Raw genomic sequence first — 18,406 nt, 5'->3', positions numbered from 1 at the left:
TTCACTTGGCGCGTCCGCCGTAGCCCTCTGCCAGCAGGGCGATTTTGTATGCCGCGCCGCGTCCGACCACATACAGGGTTTTCTTGCCCGGTCCCGCGAAGGCCAGGTTCTGCGGCGCTTTCGGCAGCGCGATCACGCCCAGGGCCTCGCCCTTGTTGGAGAAGACCTGGATGCCTGCGGTGGAGGCCACATACAGCCTGCCGCTGCCGTCCACCGCCAGGCCGTCGGCGCCGCTGCTGGCGCCGGTGTCGGTTTTGCGCCAGCCTTCCAACTTTGCGAAGTTGCGGCGTGCGCCGATGCTGCCGTCGGCGGCGATGTCGTAGGCCAGCACGTGCTCGCCGGCGGTATTGGCGACATACAGCACCTTCTCGTCCGGACTAAGCTGGATACCGTTCGGACGCTCGATATCGGCCGCGATGCGTTGCAGCTCGCCGGACGGCGTGATGTGATACACGGCCGGCTTGGCCACAATCGGCTGCTCAGCCGGTGCAGGCGTGCCCTCCGGACGTGGTGGCGCGCCGGAATCGGTGAAGTAGACGCCGCCCTTGCGGTCCACCACCAGGTCGTTGGGGCGGCCGAACGGCTTGCCGTCGAACTGGTCGGCCAGCGTGCGCGCATGCGAAGGCGGGTAGACGATGCCGACGCGCGGCTTCAGCACCTGCACCGCGTACAGGTCACCGTTGGCGGTGAAGCCCAGGCCATTCGAGCCGTTGCTGTTGTCGAGGAAGGTGGAGGTGCTGCCGTCGGCGGCGATGCGGGTGATGCGGTTTGCTGTGGTCTCGGTGAAGATCAGGCTACCGTCGGGCAGCACCACCGGGCCTTCGGTGCCGGTGAAGCCTTCGCGTATCAGTTCTATCGGCGTGCCCGCCGCCACCACGCCCGCAATTGCCGGCGTGGTGCTCGGGCCAGGAACGGTTTGCGCGTGGGCGGTGAGGTCCAGTGCCACCAGCGCCAGGCCAGTGGCGACGATGGTGGCCAGGTGCGGGCGCCAGGTTGTGTAGAGATCTTTCATGTCCCGGCTCCTCAGGATTTCTTGGCCGGCCGCTGGGCCAGTTGCTGTACCGCCGCCAGCGCCTTCTCGACATTGGCCTCCGGCGTCAGGCCACCCACGGTGGCGGCGATCCTGCCGTCCGGCGTGATCACGAAGGTGGTGCGCTCGGCTGCTGCGTGGTCGATCTCGACGCCGCGCGTGTCCTTCTTGCCGGCGGCGATGTCGCGGATCGCCAGCGCGTAGGATTTGGCGATGTCGCCGTCGACATCGGCGGCCACCGGGAACTTGCCGGCGCAGTAGTTTGGATCGGCGGAGAATTCGTTCAGCCGCGCGATGCTGTCGAGCGAAACGCCGACCACGGTGGCGCCGGCGGCGCTGAACTTGTCGTGATTGACGGCGAAACTATGCGCCTGGATATTGCAGCCGCCGGTGAAGGCGGATGGGTAGAAGTACACCACCACTGGACCTTTCTTCAGCGCGTCCTTGAGCGAGAAGGAGAAGGCCTTGCCGGCCTGCGAAGCTTGCGCCTTGAAGGCCGGCGCCGCGTCGCCTTCCTTGAGTGCGGCGGTGGCGGGCAGGGCGACAACAGCCGCCAGCAGCGAAGCGATGAACATGTGTTTCATTGATACTCCTGTTTGGTTAGTGGACTACATCTCGGATACATAGCGCGCCAGCGCTTCGATTTCCGCGTCGCTGAGCGGCGCTGCCAGTTGGTTCATGACGCCGCCGGCGCTGTTGTTGCGGCTTCCGTTGCGCCAGTCGTGCAGCTGCTGCTCCAGATAGCGTTGGCCCTGGCCTCCGATGACCGGGCCGACACCCGCCGTGCCCTTGCCGCCTTCGCCGTGGCAGGTGGCGCAGGCGGGCAGCCTGCGCGCCGGATCGCCCTGCACATAGAGCTGTTGTGCCGCAGTGTGCTGCGGCGCGGGCCTGGCCGGCGCGGTGGCCGGCATCGGCGGCAGCGTGGCGAAGTAGGCGGCGATGTCTGCCAGGTCGGCGTCGCTGATCCCGGTTGCCATCATCTTCATGAATTCATGCTTGCGTTTACCGCTGCGAAAATCCTGTATCTGCTTGATGATGTACTCCGGGTATTGACCGCCCAACTTGGCGAACTTGCCGTCCGTGCCGACGCTGAAACCCTGGCCTTCGCCGCTGCCGCCGTGGCATTCCAGGCAGCGTTCGGTGTCGGCCTTTTCCCTGCCGGCCACCGGATCGCCCGGCGGCTTGGCGGAGGCGGGCAGCAGAATCAGCACCGGCGCCAGCAACGACACCAGCGCGGCCGCTTGCAATGCTCTGTAAATACGCTACTCCTTCTTGTAGAACGTATGGCAGGTACGGCAGGTACGTGAGAGCGTGGTGGCTGCCGTGGTGGCCGATTCAAAGTTATTGGCCGCCACGAAGCCGACGATTTCGGTCGACAGGTCCTTGCTCTGCTTCGCCAGGTCCACCGCATTCTTCGCATCGCCCTTGTGGTCGAAGAAGGTTTCGACCTGCGCAAACATCTGCGTCAGTTCCTTCGCATCCGCCGTGGCGGCCTGCTTGTTACTGAGGGCGATATTCGAAGACAGGCTTTTGTTGGTGTCCTCGATCGACTGCATCAGGTCCACGCTCAACTCCTCCGCCGACCGGACCCCGGCCGACAGCGCCATCGAGACTGCAAATAACAAAATGACTTTACGCATGGAGACCTTAGGCCAGCAGTTCTTTGATCACTTTGCCGTAGACGACAGTCGGGCGTTCCGAACGGCCGTTGTTGAGGAAAGTGGTTTTCAGGTGGTCGAGGCCCAGCAGTTGCAGCACCGTCGCATGCAAGTCGTAGGTGTCGACCGCCTTGTCCTTGTCCGCAACCTGCAGGCCGATTTCGTCGGTCGCGCCGTAGGTGGTGCCGGCCTTGATGCCGCCGCCCGCCACCCATTGCGTGTAGCCCCATGGATTGTGGTCGCGGCCATTGCCGCTTTGGCCGTAGGAGGTGCGGCCGAATTCCGAGGTCCACACCACCAGCGTCGATTCGAGCAGGCCGCGCGAGGCCAGGTCCGCCAGCAGGCCGGCGATCGGTTTGTCGATCATGCGGGCGTTGACGCTGTGGTTCTTTTCCAGCTCGCTGTGCGCATCCCAGCTGGTGATCTCGGTCTGGCCGTCCGGCGCGCCGGACACCACTTGTATGAAGCGCACGCCGCGCTCCACCAGACGGCGCGCGCGCAGCAGCGTGGTGCCGTAGCTTGCGCTGGTTTCGTCGTTCAGGCCATACAGTTCCTTGGTGGCGTCGCTTTCCTTGCCCAGGTCCACGGCTTCCGGCGCGGCGACCTGCATGCGGTCGGCCAGTTCATAGGAGCGCACGCGGGCTTTCAGTTCGGTGTCGGCCGAGTAGCGCGCCGCGCCGTCGTTGTTGAGGCGCTTGAGCAGGTCCAGCGAGGCGCGCTGCTGCGACGCGGTGCGCAGTTCCGGGCGCTCCAGGTACAGGATCGGCGACGCACCGGGACGGAAGGCCGTGCCCTGGTACACCGCCGGCAGGAATCCGGAGTTCCAGTTGACCGAGCCGGCGCTAGGCTCGCTCTTGCCGTTGTAGAGCACCACGTAAGGCGGCAGGTCGGGATTGGCGGAACCCAGCGCGTAGCTGACCCACGCGCCCAGCGATGGACGGCCGGGACTCAGGTCGCCGGTGTTCAGCTTCAGGATCGAGATGTCGTGGGTGGCGCCGACCGTCACGCTGGATTTGATGAAGGCGATCTTGTCGGACTGGGTGGCGATGTTGGGCACCAGGTCCGAGAACCACGAGCCGCTGTCGCCATGCTGCGCCCAGGTGCGCTTGGAGGCGTACAGCTTGCCGACGCCGCCCTGGGTACTGGTCTTGATCCCTTTCAGGAAGGAGGCCGGCACGTCCTGGCCCGCCAGCTTGATCAGGTCCGGCTTGTAGTCGAACAGGTCCAGCGTGCTCGGTGCGCCGTTCATGTGCAGCCAGATGACGGATTTGACCTTGGCAGGGAAGTTCGGCTGTTTCGGCGCCAGTGGGTCCGCGAGTTCGGCCGCACTGGCCGCGTGCAGCAGGCCTCCGCCCGGCAACAGGCCGGTGAGGGCGCCGGCGCTCAGACCGAGGCCGGATTTAAGCAGGAAGTCGCGACGTGTATTGATGCTCATGGTGCTGTCCTTTTAGTAGTTTTAGAAGCGGTATGCAAAGTCGTTGGAGTTGGAAACCGCGTGCACCAGGTCGACGAATGCCGCCGCCCGCACTGGGTTCAGTTGCTGTTTCTCGTTTAGGCCGGACGGCACGGCGATTTCAAACTTGCCCTCCGCGTTCTTGGCCAGGATGATTTTTTCTTCCTTGTCGAGGAAGTCCTTCAGCGCCGCCTTCTCCGACTTGTTCGGCGCGCGGGAAAACAGGATTTCGTACAGGCGGTTCAGCTGCGCCGATTCGTCCTTGCCCGCCTCGCGGATCACGCGGCCGGCCAATGCCTGCGACCAGCCGAACACCACGTCGCTGTTGAACAGCGTCAGCGCCTGCAACGGCGTGGTGGTGACATCGCGTTTGTGGTGGGCGTGTGAAGGATCGGCCAGGTCGAAACTCTGCATCAGCGGATACGGCACGCTGCGGCGCACGAACACATAGACGCTGCGGCGGTTCTGCTCAGCCGGATCGGTGGACGGCGTCCACAGGTTGCCGGCGTTGAAGTTGGCCGGCACCGGCGGGAACACCGCAGGGCCGCCGATCTTGTCTTCCAGCTTGCCCGAAGCGGCCAGCAGGGAGTCGCGGATCTCTTCGGCTTCCAGGCGCTTGCGTGGATAGACCGCCAGCAGCTTGTTGTCCGGATCGACCTTCAGCACATCGTCGCGCTGGCCGGAGGACTGGCGGTAGACGCTCGACAGCAGGATCTGGCGGTGCAGCTTCTTGACGCTCCAGCCCTGCTTGACGAAGTCGGTGGCCAGGTAGTCCAGCAGTTCTGGATGCGTAGGCTTCTGGCCTGCGCGGCCGAAATCCGCCACCGTGCTGACGATACCGTTGGAGAAGTACTGGCTCCACACGCGATTGACGAACACGCGCGCCGTCAGCGGATTCTCGGGACTGGCCAGCCAGTTGGCCAGCGCGGTGCGGCGGCCCGACGAAGTGGCGGTGGCCTTGATCTCCACCTTGGCATTGGCGCCGGCCCACAGCGCCGGCAGCGCCGGTTGCACTTCATCGGTCGGACGCTCATGCACGCCGCCGAAACGCACGAACGTGGCCGGCGCATCGGCGTGACCCAGTTCGGTCGCAGTGGTCAGCGTCAGGCTGCCTTTTTCAGGTTTCAGCTTGTCGAACTTTTTCAGGTCGGCGGTCAGCTTCTGGTACTGCTTCCACTTGTCGACGTTGGCCGGGGTGAAGTCGGCGCTGTCCTTGTCCTCGGCGGTCAGCTTCAGGTAGGCCACCACATCCTGTTCCGTGCTGACGGACTTCAGGCGGAAGTTGACCCAGCGGTCCATCGCCGTCCATTCGGCTTCCGGCTTGAAGATCGCCTCGCGGCTGTCGGTCAGGTAGCGCTCCTTGTGATACTTGACGGCCACCGTGCGGATGGTGTCGAGGATGGCCTTCTGCTGCGCACGGATATCCTTGGTCGCTTCACGGTAGGAGGCTTGCTGCTTCTCGTATGCCAGCTCGGCTTCGCCTTTGATGGCGGGCGCCTTCTCGTCGAAGCTGGTGTTGGCGAAGAAGGCCTGCAGCTGGAAGTACTCCTTCTGCGTGACCTTGTCCGCCTTGTGGTTGTGGCAGCGCGCGCAGCCGACGGTGGCGGCCAGGAAGGTTTCGCCCACCAGGTCCGTCATGTCGGTGGCGATCTGGTATTTGCGTTGCACCAGGTCGCGCGAGTTCGAGTTGTCCGGATAGCCGGCCAGGAAGCCGGTGGCGATCTTCGCTTCCTGGCTGTCCGGCCAGAGCTCGTCGCCCGCCAGCTGCTCCTTGATGAAGCGGTCGAACGGCTTGTCGGCGTTGAAGCCGTTGATGACGTAGTCGCGATAACGGTAGTTGTTAGGACGGGTGTTATCGTTCTGGAAGCCGGCGCTGTCGGCGTAGCGCGCCAGGTCCAGCCAGCGGCGCGCCTGGCGTTCGCCATAGTGCGGCGACGACAGCAGGCGGTCCGCCAGCTTCTCGTAGGCGTCCGGCGACTTGTCGTTGACGAAGGCGCGCACTTCTTCCGGCGTCGGGATCAGGCCCCAGGTGTCGAGCGTGGCGCGGCGGATGAAGGTGGCGCGGTCCGCGTCCGGCGACGGCTTCAGGTTCTTTTCTTCCAGCTTGGCCAGCACGAAGGCGTCGACCGGCGTGCGCACCCAGCTTTTCAGTTTGACGATGGGTGCGGACGGCTGCTGCGGCGTGGTGTATGCCCAGGCCTTGCTGGCGGCTGGCGCCGCGGGCTTGTTGGTGTCGTCTGGCGCTGCCGACAGCACTGCGGAAAAGCACAGCAGCACGGCGATCGATAGCGTCTTTATGGCGGGCTTGTTCACTGACTTGCTCCTTCTGTATGCGTGGACGAGATAAGGTGTTACTGCTTTAGATAGCAACTATCGGACCAGCAGTCGCTTTGCATCCATGTGGTTGATTTGATTGGGATTTGCGTCGCAGGCGGGAAGGGTGCCTGCTGCGGCGCGGTCAGTTGTCGCGGCCTGCTGTTGAATAAACAGCAGGCCGCTGCTGCGATTACAGCTTGCCGCTGAAGGTCAGGCCAAACCAGCGCGGATACGGATTCGGCGCGTAGCTGGTCCATGCCGGTTCGTGCGCGCGGTTGTCGGTGGCGTTCTTCACGACCAGGCTGACGTCGAAGCCGGTCTTGAAAGTCAGCCCCATCGACACGTCGGTGACCGCGTTGCCCGGCACGTAGCCGTAGTCCGACAGCGTGTCCGTGTTGTTATAGCGGCTGGTGAAGGACGTGGTGAAGCTGGTGTGGAACTGCTTGTCGCCCCACACCGGCAGGCGGTACTCGGCGCCGACGTTGCCGGTCCACTTGGCTACGCCCGGCAGCGTCAGGCCACTCTGGTCGACATATGGCGCCGTCAGGTAGGCCAGTTCGTCCGGCTTGGCCGCCAGCGGGAAGCTGACGTAGCGCGCGTCCGTGTAGGCGCCTGCCACGCGGATGCTGAGGTTCTGGATGCCGGAATAGACCGCATCCAGTTCCAGTCCGCGCCCCCGCACCTTGGGCACGTTGCCCTGCGCCGTCACGTACGCGGTTGGATTGGCCTGGCCGTTGGCGATATTGGTCTGGGTGGTGAAGTCGTCCACCACCCGTACCGTCGACTGGTAGTCGCGGATATTCATCTGGAACAGGTCGGCGTTGAGTATCAGCGTGTTTTTCAGCAGGCTGGATTTCAGGCCGACTTCGAAGGCGTTGGTCTTCTCCGGCCGCACGTTGGCCGACAGGCCGTTGACGTTGAGCGCGGAGCCGGACTTTTCGCCGTACTGCCACGACGTGTAGCCGGTGACGTTGTCGTTGAAGCGATAGCTCGGGCTCAGGGTGGCGGTGACCAGGTTGTCGTCGTAATGGCTGGTGATGCCGCTGATGAGTTGTCCGATCTGGCCTGCGCGCAGCGCCTTGGCGGCGGCCACCTGCGCCAGCTGCGCGGAGCTCAGCGCGCCATACGAGGCGGCGCCGAAGTAGCGGCTGGCCACCGCATCGGCCAGCGCCACCTGCGCGGCGCTGTTGCCGGCGGCGAGCGTGCCGCTGGCGGTGGAGTTGAAGCCGCCCAGCTGCACGCCGCGCACCGCGACCGGATTGAGCGCGGCGCCCGCGCCGTTGGCGGTGACCACGCGGGTATCGGTGGTGCTGCGGTTCTCGTGCGTCAGCCGCAGGCCGCCGTTAAGACTGATCGCGTCGGTGGCGTGCCAGGTGCCGTTGCCGTAGATGGCGGTGCTCTTGGTGTCGACGACGGTGTCGCCCTTGACCAGGGTGTCGGCCAGCGCGTCCCTCAGCAGCGCCAGGCCGGCACCCCGGTTGACGCCAGCCAGCCGGTCCAGCGTGTTGTATTGCGCGGTGGTGGCGAACCATGCGCCGGCGTCCGAGCCCCAGCCGGATTTCGAGGCGATGTCGTCTTCCGTCTTCAGGTAGAACAGGCCGGCCACGTAGTCGAACGCGCCGCCCGGCTTGGACTTGAGCTTGAGCTCCTGGCTGAATTGCTGGTAATCGACGCCGCCGCCGCCGTTGCGGCTGATGTCGAACGGCGTGCCTTCGTCGTTGTGGGCGTCGAAGCTGTATTTGCGGGTGGCCGTGATGGAGGTCAGCGTGTGGTTGGCCAGGTTCCAGGTCAGGTCGACTTGGCCGCCCTTGTTGTGGACCGTCTGGCCCTGGTTCTCGTTGAAGTTCAGGTTATTGTCGCCGATGTAGTTGTTGGCGTAGGTGTAGGGCGTGCCGTTGAAATCGCGGCCGGCGAACCATGCGCGGCCCGGCGTGTAGGCGCCGCTGGCGTTGGTGTAGCCGGTCAGCTTGGCGCGCGTGGTGGTGCCGCTTGGGTCGGTCAGCGAGCCGTCGGCGAAACGGTCCGGTTGATTCTTGTAGAAGGTCAGGCCGTTCTGCACTTGCGGCGCGTGCGGCTCCAGGTCGAAGCTGATGCGGGCGTTGAAATCGGCGCTGGGCGTGAACAGGAATTGCGTGCGGCCGCTGACGCGGTTCTTGTTATACAGGCTGTAGTTGCTGTCGAAGTTGTTGGTGTAGTAGCCCCGGCTACGGTCGACCAGGAAGGAGCCGCGCCAGGCCAGCAGGTCGTCGATGATCGGGCCGCCCAGGTTGGCCTTGGCCATTACCGTGTCGCGCTGGCCGTAGGTGATCTGGTAGTCGGCGCTCGGGTAGAACGATGGCCGTTTGGTGTTGATGCTGACCACGCCGGAGCTGGCGCCTTTGCCGCCCAGCGTGCCTTGCGGGCCGCGTGTGACGTCGACCGAATCGACGTCGTAGAAATCGAAGTTGGCCAGCTGCGACAGGCCGTAGCTGACGCCGTCGACCACCATGCCAACGCTGGGGTCCTGCGTTTCTGTGAAGGAGCGCTTGCCCAGGCCGCGTATCGACAGCGAGGCGCCGCGCGTGTTGTTCTGGTTGAACTGGATGCCGGCGCTGCGCTTGGTGATGGCGCTCAGGTCCTGCGCCAGTTCGCGGTCCAGCTCCGCGCCGGTGACCACGGAGACCGACAACGGCACGTCTTTCAATAGTTCGATCTTGCGCTTGGCGCGCACGGTGACGGCGCCCAGCGCTTGCGGCTCGTCCTCGGCGGCGGCAAGCGCTGGGGCGGAGGCGGGGGTGGCTTCGGGCGCCGGCTGCGCGGCTTGCGTTGCGGCGCCTTCCTTTGCGGCCAACGCCTGCTTGAGCCGAGCGATTTCGGCTTGCAGTTCGGCGATGGTTGCCGGTTCGGCGGCGTGCAGGGCGCCCGACGACAGCAACCCAAGTGCGGCAACGACTGCGGCAGCCAGCGGCGCCGCTCGGAAGTGTTTAGGTAAGGCGTTATGCGTTTTGCTCATTGTTTTGCTCTCCTGGTGATGGCGTTGGTATTGACCACCATTCCGCAAGTAGCGTGCCATCTTGGAGAAATCGTTTATACGATTAACGCATATGGTTAAGCATCAGTATCTGACTGGAATTTCGTCTCCGCGCTTTGCAACGGCGGTGCAGGGAGCGGTTTGATGGGGTGTTGAATTTGCAGCAGCGCTGTTTCGGTTTCTGGTGGCCTGACAGCACCATGGCTTGGGCTGAAAATCCCACAAAGCCCGTCAATACAGGCTTTGCGCCGCATTGGCGTGTTTGGCACGATAGTTGCAGAAGTGGCTGGGGAGGCATCCCGTTCAATCACTTTGAAAGCATCGACACCATGAAAAAAATCCGACTCGCCGCAATCGTCCTGGCGCTGAGCGCCACCGTATCCGCCTGGGCGCAGCAAGCGCCGCAGCCGTGGACCTACAAGACCAAGCAGCTGGAGCGCGCCGAAGTCGATGCGCTGCTGGCCAAACCGGAAAAACTGGTGGTGCTCGACGTGCGCCGCCCGGACGAGGTGACCGCCAAGGGCAGCTTCCCGGTGTTCCTGAATATCCAGGCCAAGGATGTCGAGAGCCAGCTGGCCTATATACCGAAGGACCGCGTCATCGTCACCGTCTCCAATCACGCGCACCGCGCCGGCGCGGTCGGTGACCTGTTGACGGCCAAGGGCTACAAGGTCGCCGGCGCCGCCGGCTCCGAAGACTACGAGGCGCAGGGCGGCAAGATCGTTCGCATCGCCCCGCCGGCCAAGCAGGTCGCGGCAGCCGCGCCTAACTGAGTCGCATCATGAACAAGCGCGCCACCTATGAGGAACTGCTGCCGGTTGTTGCGGCGAAAAAGCGCATCCTGGTATGGGACCTGCCGACGCGCGTGTTCCACTGGTCGCTGGTGTTGGCGGTGACGGTTGCCGTCGTCAGCGGCGAAGTCGGTGGCGACTGGATGGAAGTGCATGGGAAAGCCGGGCTGGCGATTCTTGGCCTGGTGGCGTTCCGGTTGGCGTGGGGCTTTGCCGGATCCACCCATGCACGCTTCCTCAGTTTCGTGCCGACCGCCACCAAGCTGCGCGCCTATCTGCGCGGCCGCTGGAAAGGACAAGGCCATAACCCGCTTGGCGCGCTGTCGGTGTTCGCCTTGCTTGGCTTGCTGGGCACGCAAGCGGCGACGGGCCTGTTCGGCAATGACGAAATCTCCTTCACCGGGCCGCTGTTCGCCCTGGTGGAGGAGGGGCTGGCGAACCGTCTCACCGGCCTGCACAAGCAGCTGGCCTATGTGCTGCTGGCGGTGATGGCGGTGCATATCGTGGCGATCCTGGTCTACCTGTTGATCAAGAAGGACAACCTGGTCAAGCCGATGGTCACCGGTTGGAAGGAGGTGAGGGCAAGCGCCGGCGCCTCGGCGACCAAGGGCAGCTGGCCCGCACTGTTGCTGTCGATCGCGTTTGCCGTCGCGGTGGTGGCTTGCGCCAGCGGGGCTGTTCGATGGTGAGCAGCGTTATCAATGAATTCAGTCACACAATCGAGAGGGCCTCTTCATGACCGCACTGACTTTTGAGAGTATCAATTATTCGCCGCGCCGCGCAGCAGTTCGCCGCCAGGCGCGGCCTGCGCCGGTGGTGGTTCCTGCATTGCCGGTCAGCGTGGCGATTCCGCAGGCCGGCACGATCGCCGCCAAAGGCAACAAGCGTGGCTTGACGGCGCTGGTCGGAGTGGCGGTGCTGCTGCATGCCGGCGTGATTATCGCGCTGCAGCAGGGCGGCCAGATCGATCCGCTGCCGCCGAAACTGGCCGAGCCGCTGGCGATCGAGTTCGCACCGCCGCCACCGCCGCCGCCCGAGCCGCCGAAGGTGCAGCCGCAAGTAGCCAAGGTGGCGCCCGCGCCAGCCAAGGCGCCGCCGCAAGTGCCTGTGGTGGCGCAGGCGCCGGTGGACGATGGTCCGCCTAGCGCCAACACCGTGCAGGTGGCGACGCCTGCGCCGCCGGCTCCCGTCGTCGCCGCACCGGCGCCACCAGCGCCGGAACCTGTGACCGAGCCGCGCGGCTACGCCGGCTACCGCAGCAACCCGGCGCCCGACTATCCGGCGCTGGCGCAGGACCGCGGCCTGCAAGGGCAGGTGGTGCTGAAGGTGCACGTACTCGCTTCCGGCAAGCCGGATAACGTCGCCATCGACAAATCCAGCGGCCACAAGATCCTCGACGACGCTGCGGTCAAGGCGGTGCTGGCGTGGTCCTTCGACCCGGCCAAACGCGGCCAGACGCCGATCGACGGCTGGGTCAAGGTTCCACTGAATTTCAAACTTTCCTGATTTTTTTAAACTGAGAGCGCTATCCATGTCTACCTACTACTTAGATCTTATTGTTCAAGGCGCCCTTTACGCACTGGTGCTGTTCTCCGTCATTACCTGGGTGCTGATACTGGCCAAGGGTGTGCAGCACTACCGCCTCGGGAAACGGGATAAACAATTTACCAAGCAGTTCTGGAGCGCCAGCACGCTGGATGCCGCCAGCGCGCTGGCCAGCGACGCCAGTCCGAAATCGCGCCTGGCCAATGTCGGTTTCGCGGCGCTGCATGTGAGCGAATCGGGCGACGCCAGCAGCGACCTGGAACATAGCTGGGACAGGCAGGAGCTGCTGGAACGCCACCTGCGCCAGCAAATCCAGAAGGAGTACCAGTCGCTGGAAAGCGGGCTGGCGGTGCTGGCGTCGATCGGCAGCACGGCGCCGTTCGTTGGCTTGTTCGGCACCGTGTTCGGCATCATTCATGCGCTGGGCGCGATCGGCAAGAGCGGCTCCGCCAGCATCGACGTGGTGGCCGGCCCGATCGGCGAGGCGCTGATCGCCACCGGCGTCGGCATCGCGGTGGCGGTGCCTGCGGTCCTGGCGTTCAACTTCTATGTGCGCCGCCTGAAGGTGACGGCCGCCGAGCTGGATAACTACGCCACCGACTTCGTCAACCTGGCGCAGAAGAACGGCTTCCGCGTCACGCGGCCCGCGTCCAAGGCCACGCCGCAGACGGCCCGTCCGGCAAGCGCGCCGCAACAGGGAGCATACGCATAATGGCCTTCTCGACTGGTAGGGATAGTAGCGACGTGGTCAGCGAGATCAACATCACTCCGTTGGTGGATGTGATGCTGGTGCTGCTGGTGACTTTTATCCTGACCGCACCGCTGCTCAATAATGCGGTGCGCATCAACCTGCCCAAGACCTCGACCACCACGCCGGACCATCCGTCGAAGTCGGTGACAGTCAGCATCGACGGCAGCAACAAGATCTTCATCGACAAGCGCGAGGTGGAGCCGGCGGCGCTGGAGCCGGAACTGAAAGAGCTGGTGACCAAGGACCCTGAGCTGGCACTGAGCCTGCAAGCCGACCAGGGCGTGCCGTATCGCGCCGTGGCCAAGGTGATCGCCAATATCCAGCGTTCCGGCGTGGCCAAGCTGTCGGTGCTGACGGAGCCGGGAGGTTGAAGGCGAAGCCTGTGAACGTGGTGCTGGCGGCCGTCGCGGCGCTGGCGTCGCTGACGGCGATCGGCTATGTCGCGCTGGGCCGCCCGCAATTGGCGTTGGCCGATACCGGGACGCCGGCAGCATCGGCGCCATCGGCGGCCGGCAAGGTCGCGGCGCCGGCCGCTCCGGCGCGCGGCGGCGTGCCGATGGTGCGGCTGGCGCCCGCCCAGCGGCGCGACGTGCCGATCGAGCTGGAGGCCAATGGCACCGTGGTGCCGCTGAATACCGTGGAGATCCGCCCGCATGTCACGCGCCTGCTGACGCAGGTGCACGTGAAGGAAGGACAATTCGTCGCCGCCGGCGCTTTGCTGTTCGCGTTGGACGACCGCAGCGAACGCGCGGCGCTGGATCGCGCCCAGGCGCAACTGGTGCGCGACCACGCCACGCTGGCCGACCTGGAACGCCAGTTCAAGCGCAGCCAGGAACTGGCGGCCCAGCACTTCATCTCCGTCAGTGCGGCAGACAGTCTGCAAACCCAGGTCGAAAGCCAGCGCGCCTTGCTGCAGGCCGACCAGGCCGCGCTGCGCTCGGCGCAAGTGGACCTGAGCTACACCGCCATCCGCGCGCCGTCGGCGGGCAGGGTAGGGGCGGTCAATGTGTTTGCCGGCAGCCTGGTACAGGCCAATGCGGCGCTGGCCACGGTCACGCAGATCAACCCCATCGCCGTCAGCTTCACCGTGCCGGAGAGCGGCCTGGCCGGCCTGCTGAACGGCCAGAAGGCCGGCGCGGTCGCCGTCAGCGCGCAGCTGGCGGAGGTCACGCTGAAGGGCAAGCTTAGTTTTATCGACAGCGCGGTCGATCCGACGGCCGGCACCATCCGCGTCAAGGCTCAATTCGACAATGCCGATACGCGGCTGTGGCCGGGCCAATACGTGCATGCCCGCATCACGCTGGAGACCATGCGCGACGCTGTCGTCGTTCCGCTGGCGGCCATCGTCACGCGGCCGGACGGCGCGCTGGTGTACTCGGTCGGCGCCGACCAGCTGGCGCAGCCGCGCAAGGTGCGCGTGCTGCACGCCTTCGGCAAGCTGGCCGTCGTCTCCGGCCTTGAAGGCGGCGAGCGCATCATCGTCGAAGGCAAGCAGAATCTGAAACCCGGCGCCAAGGTCCGCATCAACCAGGATAACCAGGATCGGCTGGTGGCCGACGCCGGCGGGAGCACGCAATGAACATTTCCGAATTATGCATACGCCGTCCGGCGCTGGTGATCGTGCTGTCGCTGTCGCTGATCGCGGCCGGTATCCTGGCCTGCCTGCGGCTGCCGGTGGCCGCGCTGCCCAGCTATAACACGCCGGTCATCAACGTCAACGCCGACCTGCCCGGCGCCAGCCCGGAGACCATGGCGTCGTCGGTGGCGCTGCCGCTGGAGAAGCAGTTCGCCACCATCGGCGGCCTGAATCTGATCACCTCCAGCAGCTCGTCCGGCACCACTACGCTGACGCTGGAGTTCGACCCCAGCATCGACATCAACGTCGCCGCGCTGGACGTGCAGGCGGCGCTGCTGCGCGCCCAGCGCGCACTGCCGCCCGAAGTGACGGAGCTGCCGTCCTATCGCAAGACCAATCCGGCCGACGGCCCGACCTTGTTCATCGTCCTGAACTCGCCGTCGCTGGGCCTGACCGAATTGAACGACTACGCCGAAAACCTGATCGCGCCCAGCCTCGCCACGTTGGACGGGGTAGCCCAGGTCAACGTCAACGGCCAGAAGCGCTTTGCGGTGCGGGTGCGCGCCAATCTCGAACGCCTCAACGCCCGCAACATCACGCTGGACGAACTGGCCAACGCCGTCAAGGCGGCCAATTCCAACTCACCGCTGGGCATCATCGAAGGCCCGGACCAGACGCTGACCATCCAGGCCGACGCCCGCCTGATGAAGGCCGCGCAGTTCGGCGAACTGATTATCGCCAACCGCAACGGCCTGCCGATCCGATTGAAGGAAGTGGCATCGCTGGCGGACAGCTATCAATCCGTGCGCACCAGCGCCAACTACAACGGCGCCAGCTCGGTGGTGCTGCAGGTGCAGCGCCAACCCAACGCCAATACGGTGAAAGTGGTGGACGCGGTGCGCAAGCTGCTGCCGCAGTTGCAGGCGCAGTTGCCGGCGTCGATCGCCGTCACGCTCAGCGGCGACAGTTCGCTGTCGATCCGCGACGCCATCCACGACGTCAACCTCACGCTGGCGTTGACGGTGGTGCTGGTGGTGCTGGTGATCTTCCTGTTCCTGCGCCGCCTGTCGGCCACGCTGATCCCGGCGGTCACGCTGCCGATCTCCCTGCTCGGCGCGATGGTGCTGTTCTACTGGGCCGGCTATAGCCTGGACAACGTCTCGCTGCTGGGCATCACGCTGGCGGTCGGACTGGTGGTGGACGACGCCATCGTCGTGCTGGAAAATATCGTGCGCCACATCGAGCAGGGCGAGCCGCCGCTGAAGGCCGCGCTCAACGGCTCGAAAGAGATGGGCTTCACCATCGTCTCGATCTCGGTCTCGCTGGTGGCGGTGTTCATTCCGATCTTCTTCATGCCCGGGGTGATCGGCCTGCTGTTCCATGAATTCGCGGTGGTGGTGTCGCTGGCGGTGCTGGTGTCGGCGGTGGTGTCGCTGACGCTGGTGCCGATGCTGGCCAGCCGCCTGCTGACGCACGAAGACGCCGCGCACACTCGCGGCAACGCCGTCACCAACGCCTTCGAAGCCGGCTTCGCGCGCTTGAGCCGGGGCTACGAACGCTCGCTGGACTGGGGCCTGCGGCACCGCAACGTGGTGCTGCTGACGGCGCTGGCCAGCCTGGTGCTGACGGTGGTGCTGTACCAGACCATCCCCAAAGGCTTCTTCCCGGAGGAAGACCTGGGCCGCATCCGCGTCATCACCGAAGCGTCGGAGGACGTCTCGATGCCGGCGCTGATGGCGCTGCAGGCGCAGGTGGCGCAGGCGATGCAGGCCGATCCCAATGTGCAGGGCGTGCTGTCGTTCACCGGCGCCGGCGGCCCGGGCGGCGGCAACAGCAGCTCCAGCGGGCGCCTGATCCTGACGCTGAAACCCAAGGGCGAGCGCGCCAACCTGGCCGATACGCTCGATTCGCTGCGGCGCGCGGCGCGCACCGTGCCCGGCATCGCGGTCTACCTGAGTCCCATGCAGAACCTGCAGCTGGGCGGGCGCACCAGCAAGAGCCGCTATCAGTACACGCTGCAAAGCGTGGCGCCGGACGCGCTCGAGGGCTGGGCCGACAAGGTGCTGCTGGCGATGCGCGCCGATCCGCTGTTCCGCGACGTCACCAGCGACACCCAGAACAAGGGCTTGCAGGCCAGGCTGGACATCGACCGCGACAAGGCCAATGGCCTCGGCGTGCAGATGGCGGGCTTGCGCAGCGCGCTGTACCTGGGCTTCGGCGACCGCCAGATCTCCACCATCTACGCGCCCAGCGCCAGCTACCAGGTGATCATGGAGGCGGCCGACCGCCAGTTCGACCAGTCGCTCAACCAGGTCAGCGTGCGCGGCACGGGCGGCGCGCTGGTGCAGCTGTCCAGCTTTGCCAGCGTGGTGCGGGCGGTCGGGCCGACCGCGGTCAATCACCAGGGCCAGCTGCAGGCGGTGACCTTGTCGTTCAACCTGGCGCCGGGCGTGGCGCTGGGCGACGCCACCGGCCGCATCGCGGCGATCGGCAGGGAGGTGCAGCTGCCGGCGTCCATCGTCACCAGGTACGGCGGCGAGGCGGCGGTGTTCCAGGACACCCAGTCGAGCCAACTGGTGCTGATCGCGATCGCGGTGCTGGTGATCTATGTGCTGCTGGTGGTGCTGTACGAAAGCTATATCCATCCGCTGACCATACTGGCCGGGCTGCCGTCGGCGGCGGTGGGGGCGCTGATCACGCTGCGGCTGTTCGACATGGAGTTGACCCTGATCGCCACCATCGGCATCCTGATGCTGATCGGGATCGTCAAGAAGAACGCCATCATGATGATCGACTTCGCGCTGGACGCGCAGCGCGCGCATGGCGTGGCGGCGGCCGAGGCGATCCGCGCCGCCTGCATCCAGCGCTTCCGTCCCATCATGATGACCACGCTGGCGGCGTTGATGGGCGCCTTGCCGCTGGCATTCGGCTGGGGCGCCGGCGCCGAGTTGCGCCAGCCGCTAGGCTTGGCGGTGGTGGGGGGCTTGCTGTTTTCGCAGGTGATCACGCTGTACATCACGCCGGTGATCTACCTGCTGCTGGACCGCTACAGCGGCAGCGGTCCGATGACCGACCAGCAGATGGCCGAACGCGGCGCCAGCGTCACGCTGGTGCGGCCGCAGCCGGCTGCAGCCTAAGGCTTGACCTTTTCCTGCACGCGCGTGACCAGCACGTCGCCGTCGACGATGGTGCAGTCGAGGATGTGGTTGCGCGACACCGGCGCGTGCTTGGAAAACAGGTCGTGGTACTTGCCCGGATCGTCCAGCCGCAGGTCGATGCGGAAGATATCCAGCTTGTTGGTTTCCTTGATCTGGCGCACGCGCTGCTTGCGGATGTCGGCTTCCTTGTCGCTGCGGCCGTGCATCTCCGGGCCTTCGAAGTAGCGTATCAGCGCGCATTCGATGACGTCGATGCGGTCCTTCATCAGTACATCGGCCGCCACCGGGTTGTCGTTGGCGGGCAGCTCGGCCGGGTCGCCGTCGTCGGAGATCACTTCCACGTTCATGCGCTGGATCAGCAGCAGCATGTCGTTGTCCTCGTTGTGCTGCTGGTGGATGCGCTGCACCGCCGGCAGGCGCGCGCGCGCCAGGCGGCCGAGCGGATCCTTGGTCTGGCCGACGTATTGCACCTTGCTCTGGAAGGCCAGCGAATTCTCGTAGTGCTGCAGCACGTCGTGGATCGACAGCGCCTCGATCAGGCCGCCCCAGTTAAGGGTGATGAAGCGCTCGGTGACCACCACGCTCGGTTTCTTCAGCGTGGCGGCGAACGGCACTTCCAGGTCCAGCGTGACGCTGTCGCGCTTTTCCTCGGCGCCCACCAGGATGGGCACCGTCAGCTTGAGCGAGAAGAAGCCCCAGCTGGTGCTGCGGCTGGTGTCGAAGCGTACGCGCGGACGGTTGATGGCGAAGAAGATCAGCCGTTTCTCCATCGTCGCTTCCAGGTCGAACTGCATGCGGCGCAGGTGGCGGCCGACCGGGTCGCGGATGTCGGGAATCTCGGGGAAGCCGGCCACCAGGTCGTACCAGTGGAATTTGGCGTCGGCCACGGTCACCGCCCAGGTTTGCGGCGCGTTGGTGCGCTGCGGCGTCAAGGGCAGCAGCTCGCCGATCTGCTCGGCCGGCGCGGTGGCCATCAAGTCATGGAACGGCTCCGGCGCCTCGGCGAACAATGCGCCCACGCCCAACTCGTCCGGGGACGGATCGGGATAGTCGTCATCAGCGATTATGGCTTTGTAATCGCTCGTCATGGCGTGCGCTCCAGGGTCTCAAGTATTGGT

At 65.4% G+C, this 18,406-nt stretch carries 15 protein-coding genes; 7 read left to right on the top strand and 8 right to left on the bottom strand.

Annotated features, from left to right (window positions below; translation table 11 throughout):
- Position 1 precedes the first annotated feature (1 nt).
- From V6M89_RS19545 to V6M89_RS19515, 7 genes are all read right to left on the bottom strand, one after another.
- Entirely contained in the window at positions 2 to 1,012 is a 1,011-nt protein-coding gene (locus V6M89_RS19545; RefSeq protein WP_332854731.1) for an SMP-30/gluconolactonase/LRE family protein, read from the bottom strand.
- 11 nt (positions 1,013 to 1,023) lie between these two features.
- Positions 1,024 to 1,614, bottom strand: coding sequence for a peroxiredoxin (locus V6M89_RS19540; protein ID WP_332854730.1), 591 nt, complete (start codon positions 1,612 to 1,614; stop codon positions 1,024 to 1,026).
- A 24-nt stretch (positions 1,615 to 1,638) separates the two neighbouring features.
- Positions 1,639 to 2,277, bottom strand: coding sequence for a c-type cytochrome (locus V6M89_RS19535; RefSeq protein ID WP_332854729.1), 639 nt, complete (start codon positions 2,275 to 2,277; stop codon positions 1,639 to 1,641).
- A 15-nt stretch (positions 2,278 to 2,292) separates the two neighbouring features.
- Positions 2,293 to 2,670 (bottom strand): hypothetical protein, encoded by a 378-nt coding sequence (locus tag V6M89_RS19530; RefSeq protein WP_332854728.1) that lies wholly within the window; start codon positions 2,668 to 2,670, stop codon positions 2,293 to 2,295.
- 7 nt (positions 2,671 to 2,677) lie between these two features.
- Positions 2,678 to 4,123, bottom strand: coding sequence for a DUF1501 domain-containing protein (locus V6M89_RS19525; protein WP_332854727.1), 1,446 nt, complete (start codon positions 4,121 to 4,123; stop codon positions 2,678 to 2,680).
- A gap of 21 nt (positions 4,124 to 4,144) precedes the next feature.
- Positions 4,145 to 6,454 (bottom strand): DUF1549 and DUF1553 domain-containing protein, encoded by a 2,310-nt coding sequence (locus V6M89_RS19520; protein WP_332854726.1) that lies wholly within the window; start codon positions 6,452 to 6,454, stop codon positions 4,145 to 4,147.
- 193 nt (positions 6,455 to 6,647) lie between these two features.
- The gene (locus V6M89_RS19515) at positions 6,648 to 9,449 is read right to left on the bottom strand and encodes a TonB-dependent receptor domain-containing protein (protein WP_332854725.1); all 2,802 of its coding nucleotides are present in this window, start codon (positions 9,447 to 9,449) and stop codon (positions 6,648 to 6,650) included.
- A 347-nt stretch (positions 9,450 to 9,796) separates the two neighbouring features.
- Here V6M89_RS19515 and V6M89_RS19510 point away from each other — a divergent pair, with 347 nt between their 5' ends.
- From V6M89_RS19510 to V6M89_RS19480, 7 genes are read left to right on the top strand one after another with little or no spacing between them, the layout of a single operon-like run.
- Positions 9,797 to 10,240 carry a rhodanese-like domain-containing protein gene (locus V6M89_RS19510; protein ID WP_116992857.1) on the top strand — a complete coding sequence of 148 codons (444 nt, stop codon included), beginning with the start codon at positions 9,797 to 9,799 and terminating at the stop codon, positions 10,238 to 10,240.
- An 8-nt stretch (positions 10,241 to 10,248) separates the two neighbouring features.
- Positions 10,249 to 10,947 carry a cytochrome b/b6 domain-containing protein gene (locus V6M89_RS19505; RefSeq protein WP_332854724.1) on the top strand — a complete coding sequence of 233 codons (699 nt, stop codon included), beginning with the start codon at positions 10,249 to 10,251 and terminating at the stop codon, positions 10,945 to 10,947.
- 46 nt (positions 10,948 to 10,993) lie between these two features.
- Positions 10,994 to 11,764, top strand: coding sequence for an energy transducer TonB (locus tag V6M89_RS19500; protein ID WP_332854723.1), 771 nt, complete (start codon positions 10,994 to 10,996; stop codon positions 11,762 to 11,764).
- Between the two features lie 25 nt (positions 11,765 to 11,789).
- The gene (locus V6M89_RS19495; RefSeq protein WP_332854722.1) at positions 11,790 to 12,515 is read left to right on the top strand and encodes a MotA/TolQ/ExbB proton channel family protein; all 726 of its coding nucleotides are present in this window, start codon (positions 11,790 to 11,792) and stop codon (positions 12,513 to 12,515) included.
- Positions 12,515 to 12,925 (top strand): ExbD/TolR family protein, encoded by a 411-nt coding sequence (locus V6M89_RS19490; RefSeq protein WP_332854721.1) that lies wholly within the window; start codon positions 12,515 to 12,517, stop codon positions 12,923 to 12,925. Before V6M89_RS19495 ends, V6M89_RS19490 begins: the two co-directional genes overlap by 1 nt.
- Positions 12,922 to 14,133, top strand: a complete 1,212-nt coding sequence (locus tag V6M89_RS19485; protein ID WP_332854720.1) for an efflux RND transporter periplasmic adaptor subunit — start codon at positions 12,922 to 12,924, stop codon at positions 14,131 to 14,133. Before V6M89_RS19490 ends, V6M89_RS19485 begins: the two co-directional genes overlap by 4 nt.
- Positions 14,130 to 17,267 carry an efflux RND transporter permease subunit gene (locus V6M89_RS19480; RefSeq protein WP_332854719.1) on the top strand — a complete coding sequence of 1,046 codons (3,138 nt, stop codon included), beginning with the start codon at positions 14,130 to 14,132 and terminating at the stop codon, positions 17,265 to 17,267. Before V6M89_RS19485 ends, V6M89_RS19480 begins: the two co-directional genes overlap by 4 nt.
- On the opposite strand, the gene V6M89_RS19475 is transcribed toward V6M89_RS19480, so the two are convergent.
- Complete coding sequence (locus V6M89_RS19475) at positions 17,264 to 18,376, bottom strand: hypothetical protein (RefSeq protein ID WP_332854718.1); 1,113 nt, start codon at positions 18,374 to 18,376, stop codon at positions 17,264 to 17,266. The genes V6M89_RS19480 and V6M89_RS19475 overlap by 4 nt on opposite strands.
- Between the last annotated feature and the right edge of the window lie 30 nt (positions 18,377 to 18,406).

The organism is Duganella sp. S19_KUP01_CR8, from assembly GCF_036688705.1.
Taxonomy (GTDB): domain Bacteria; phylum Pseudomonadota; class Gammaproteobacteria; order Burkholderiales; family Burkholderiaceae_D; genus Rugamonas.
The sequence above is the reverse complement of the archived record's forward strand: the minus strand, read 5'-3'. Positions and strand labels throughout refer to the sequence as shown.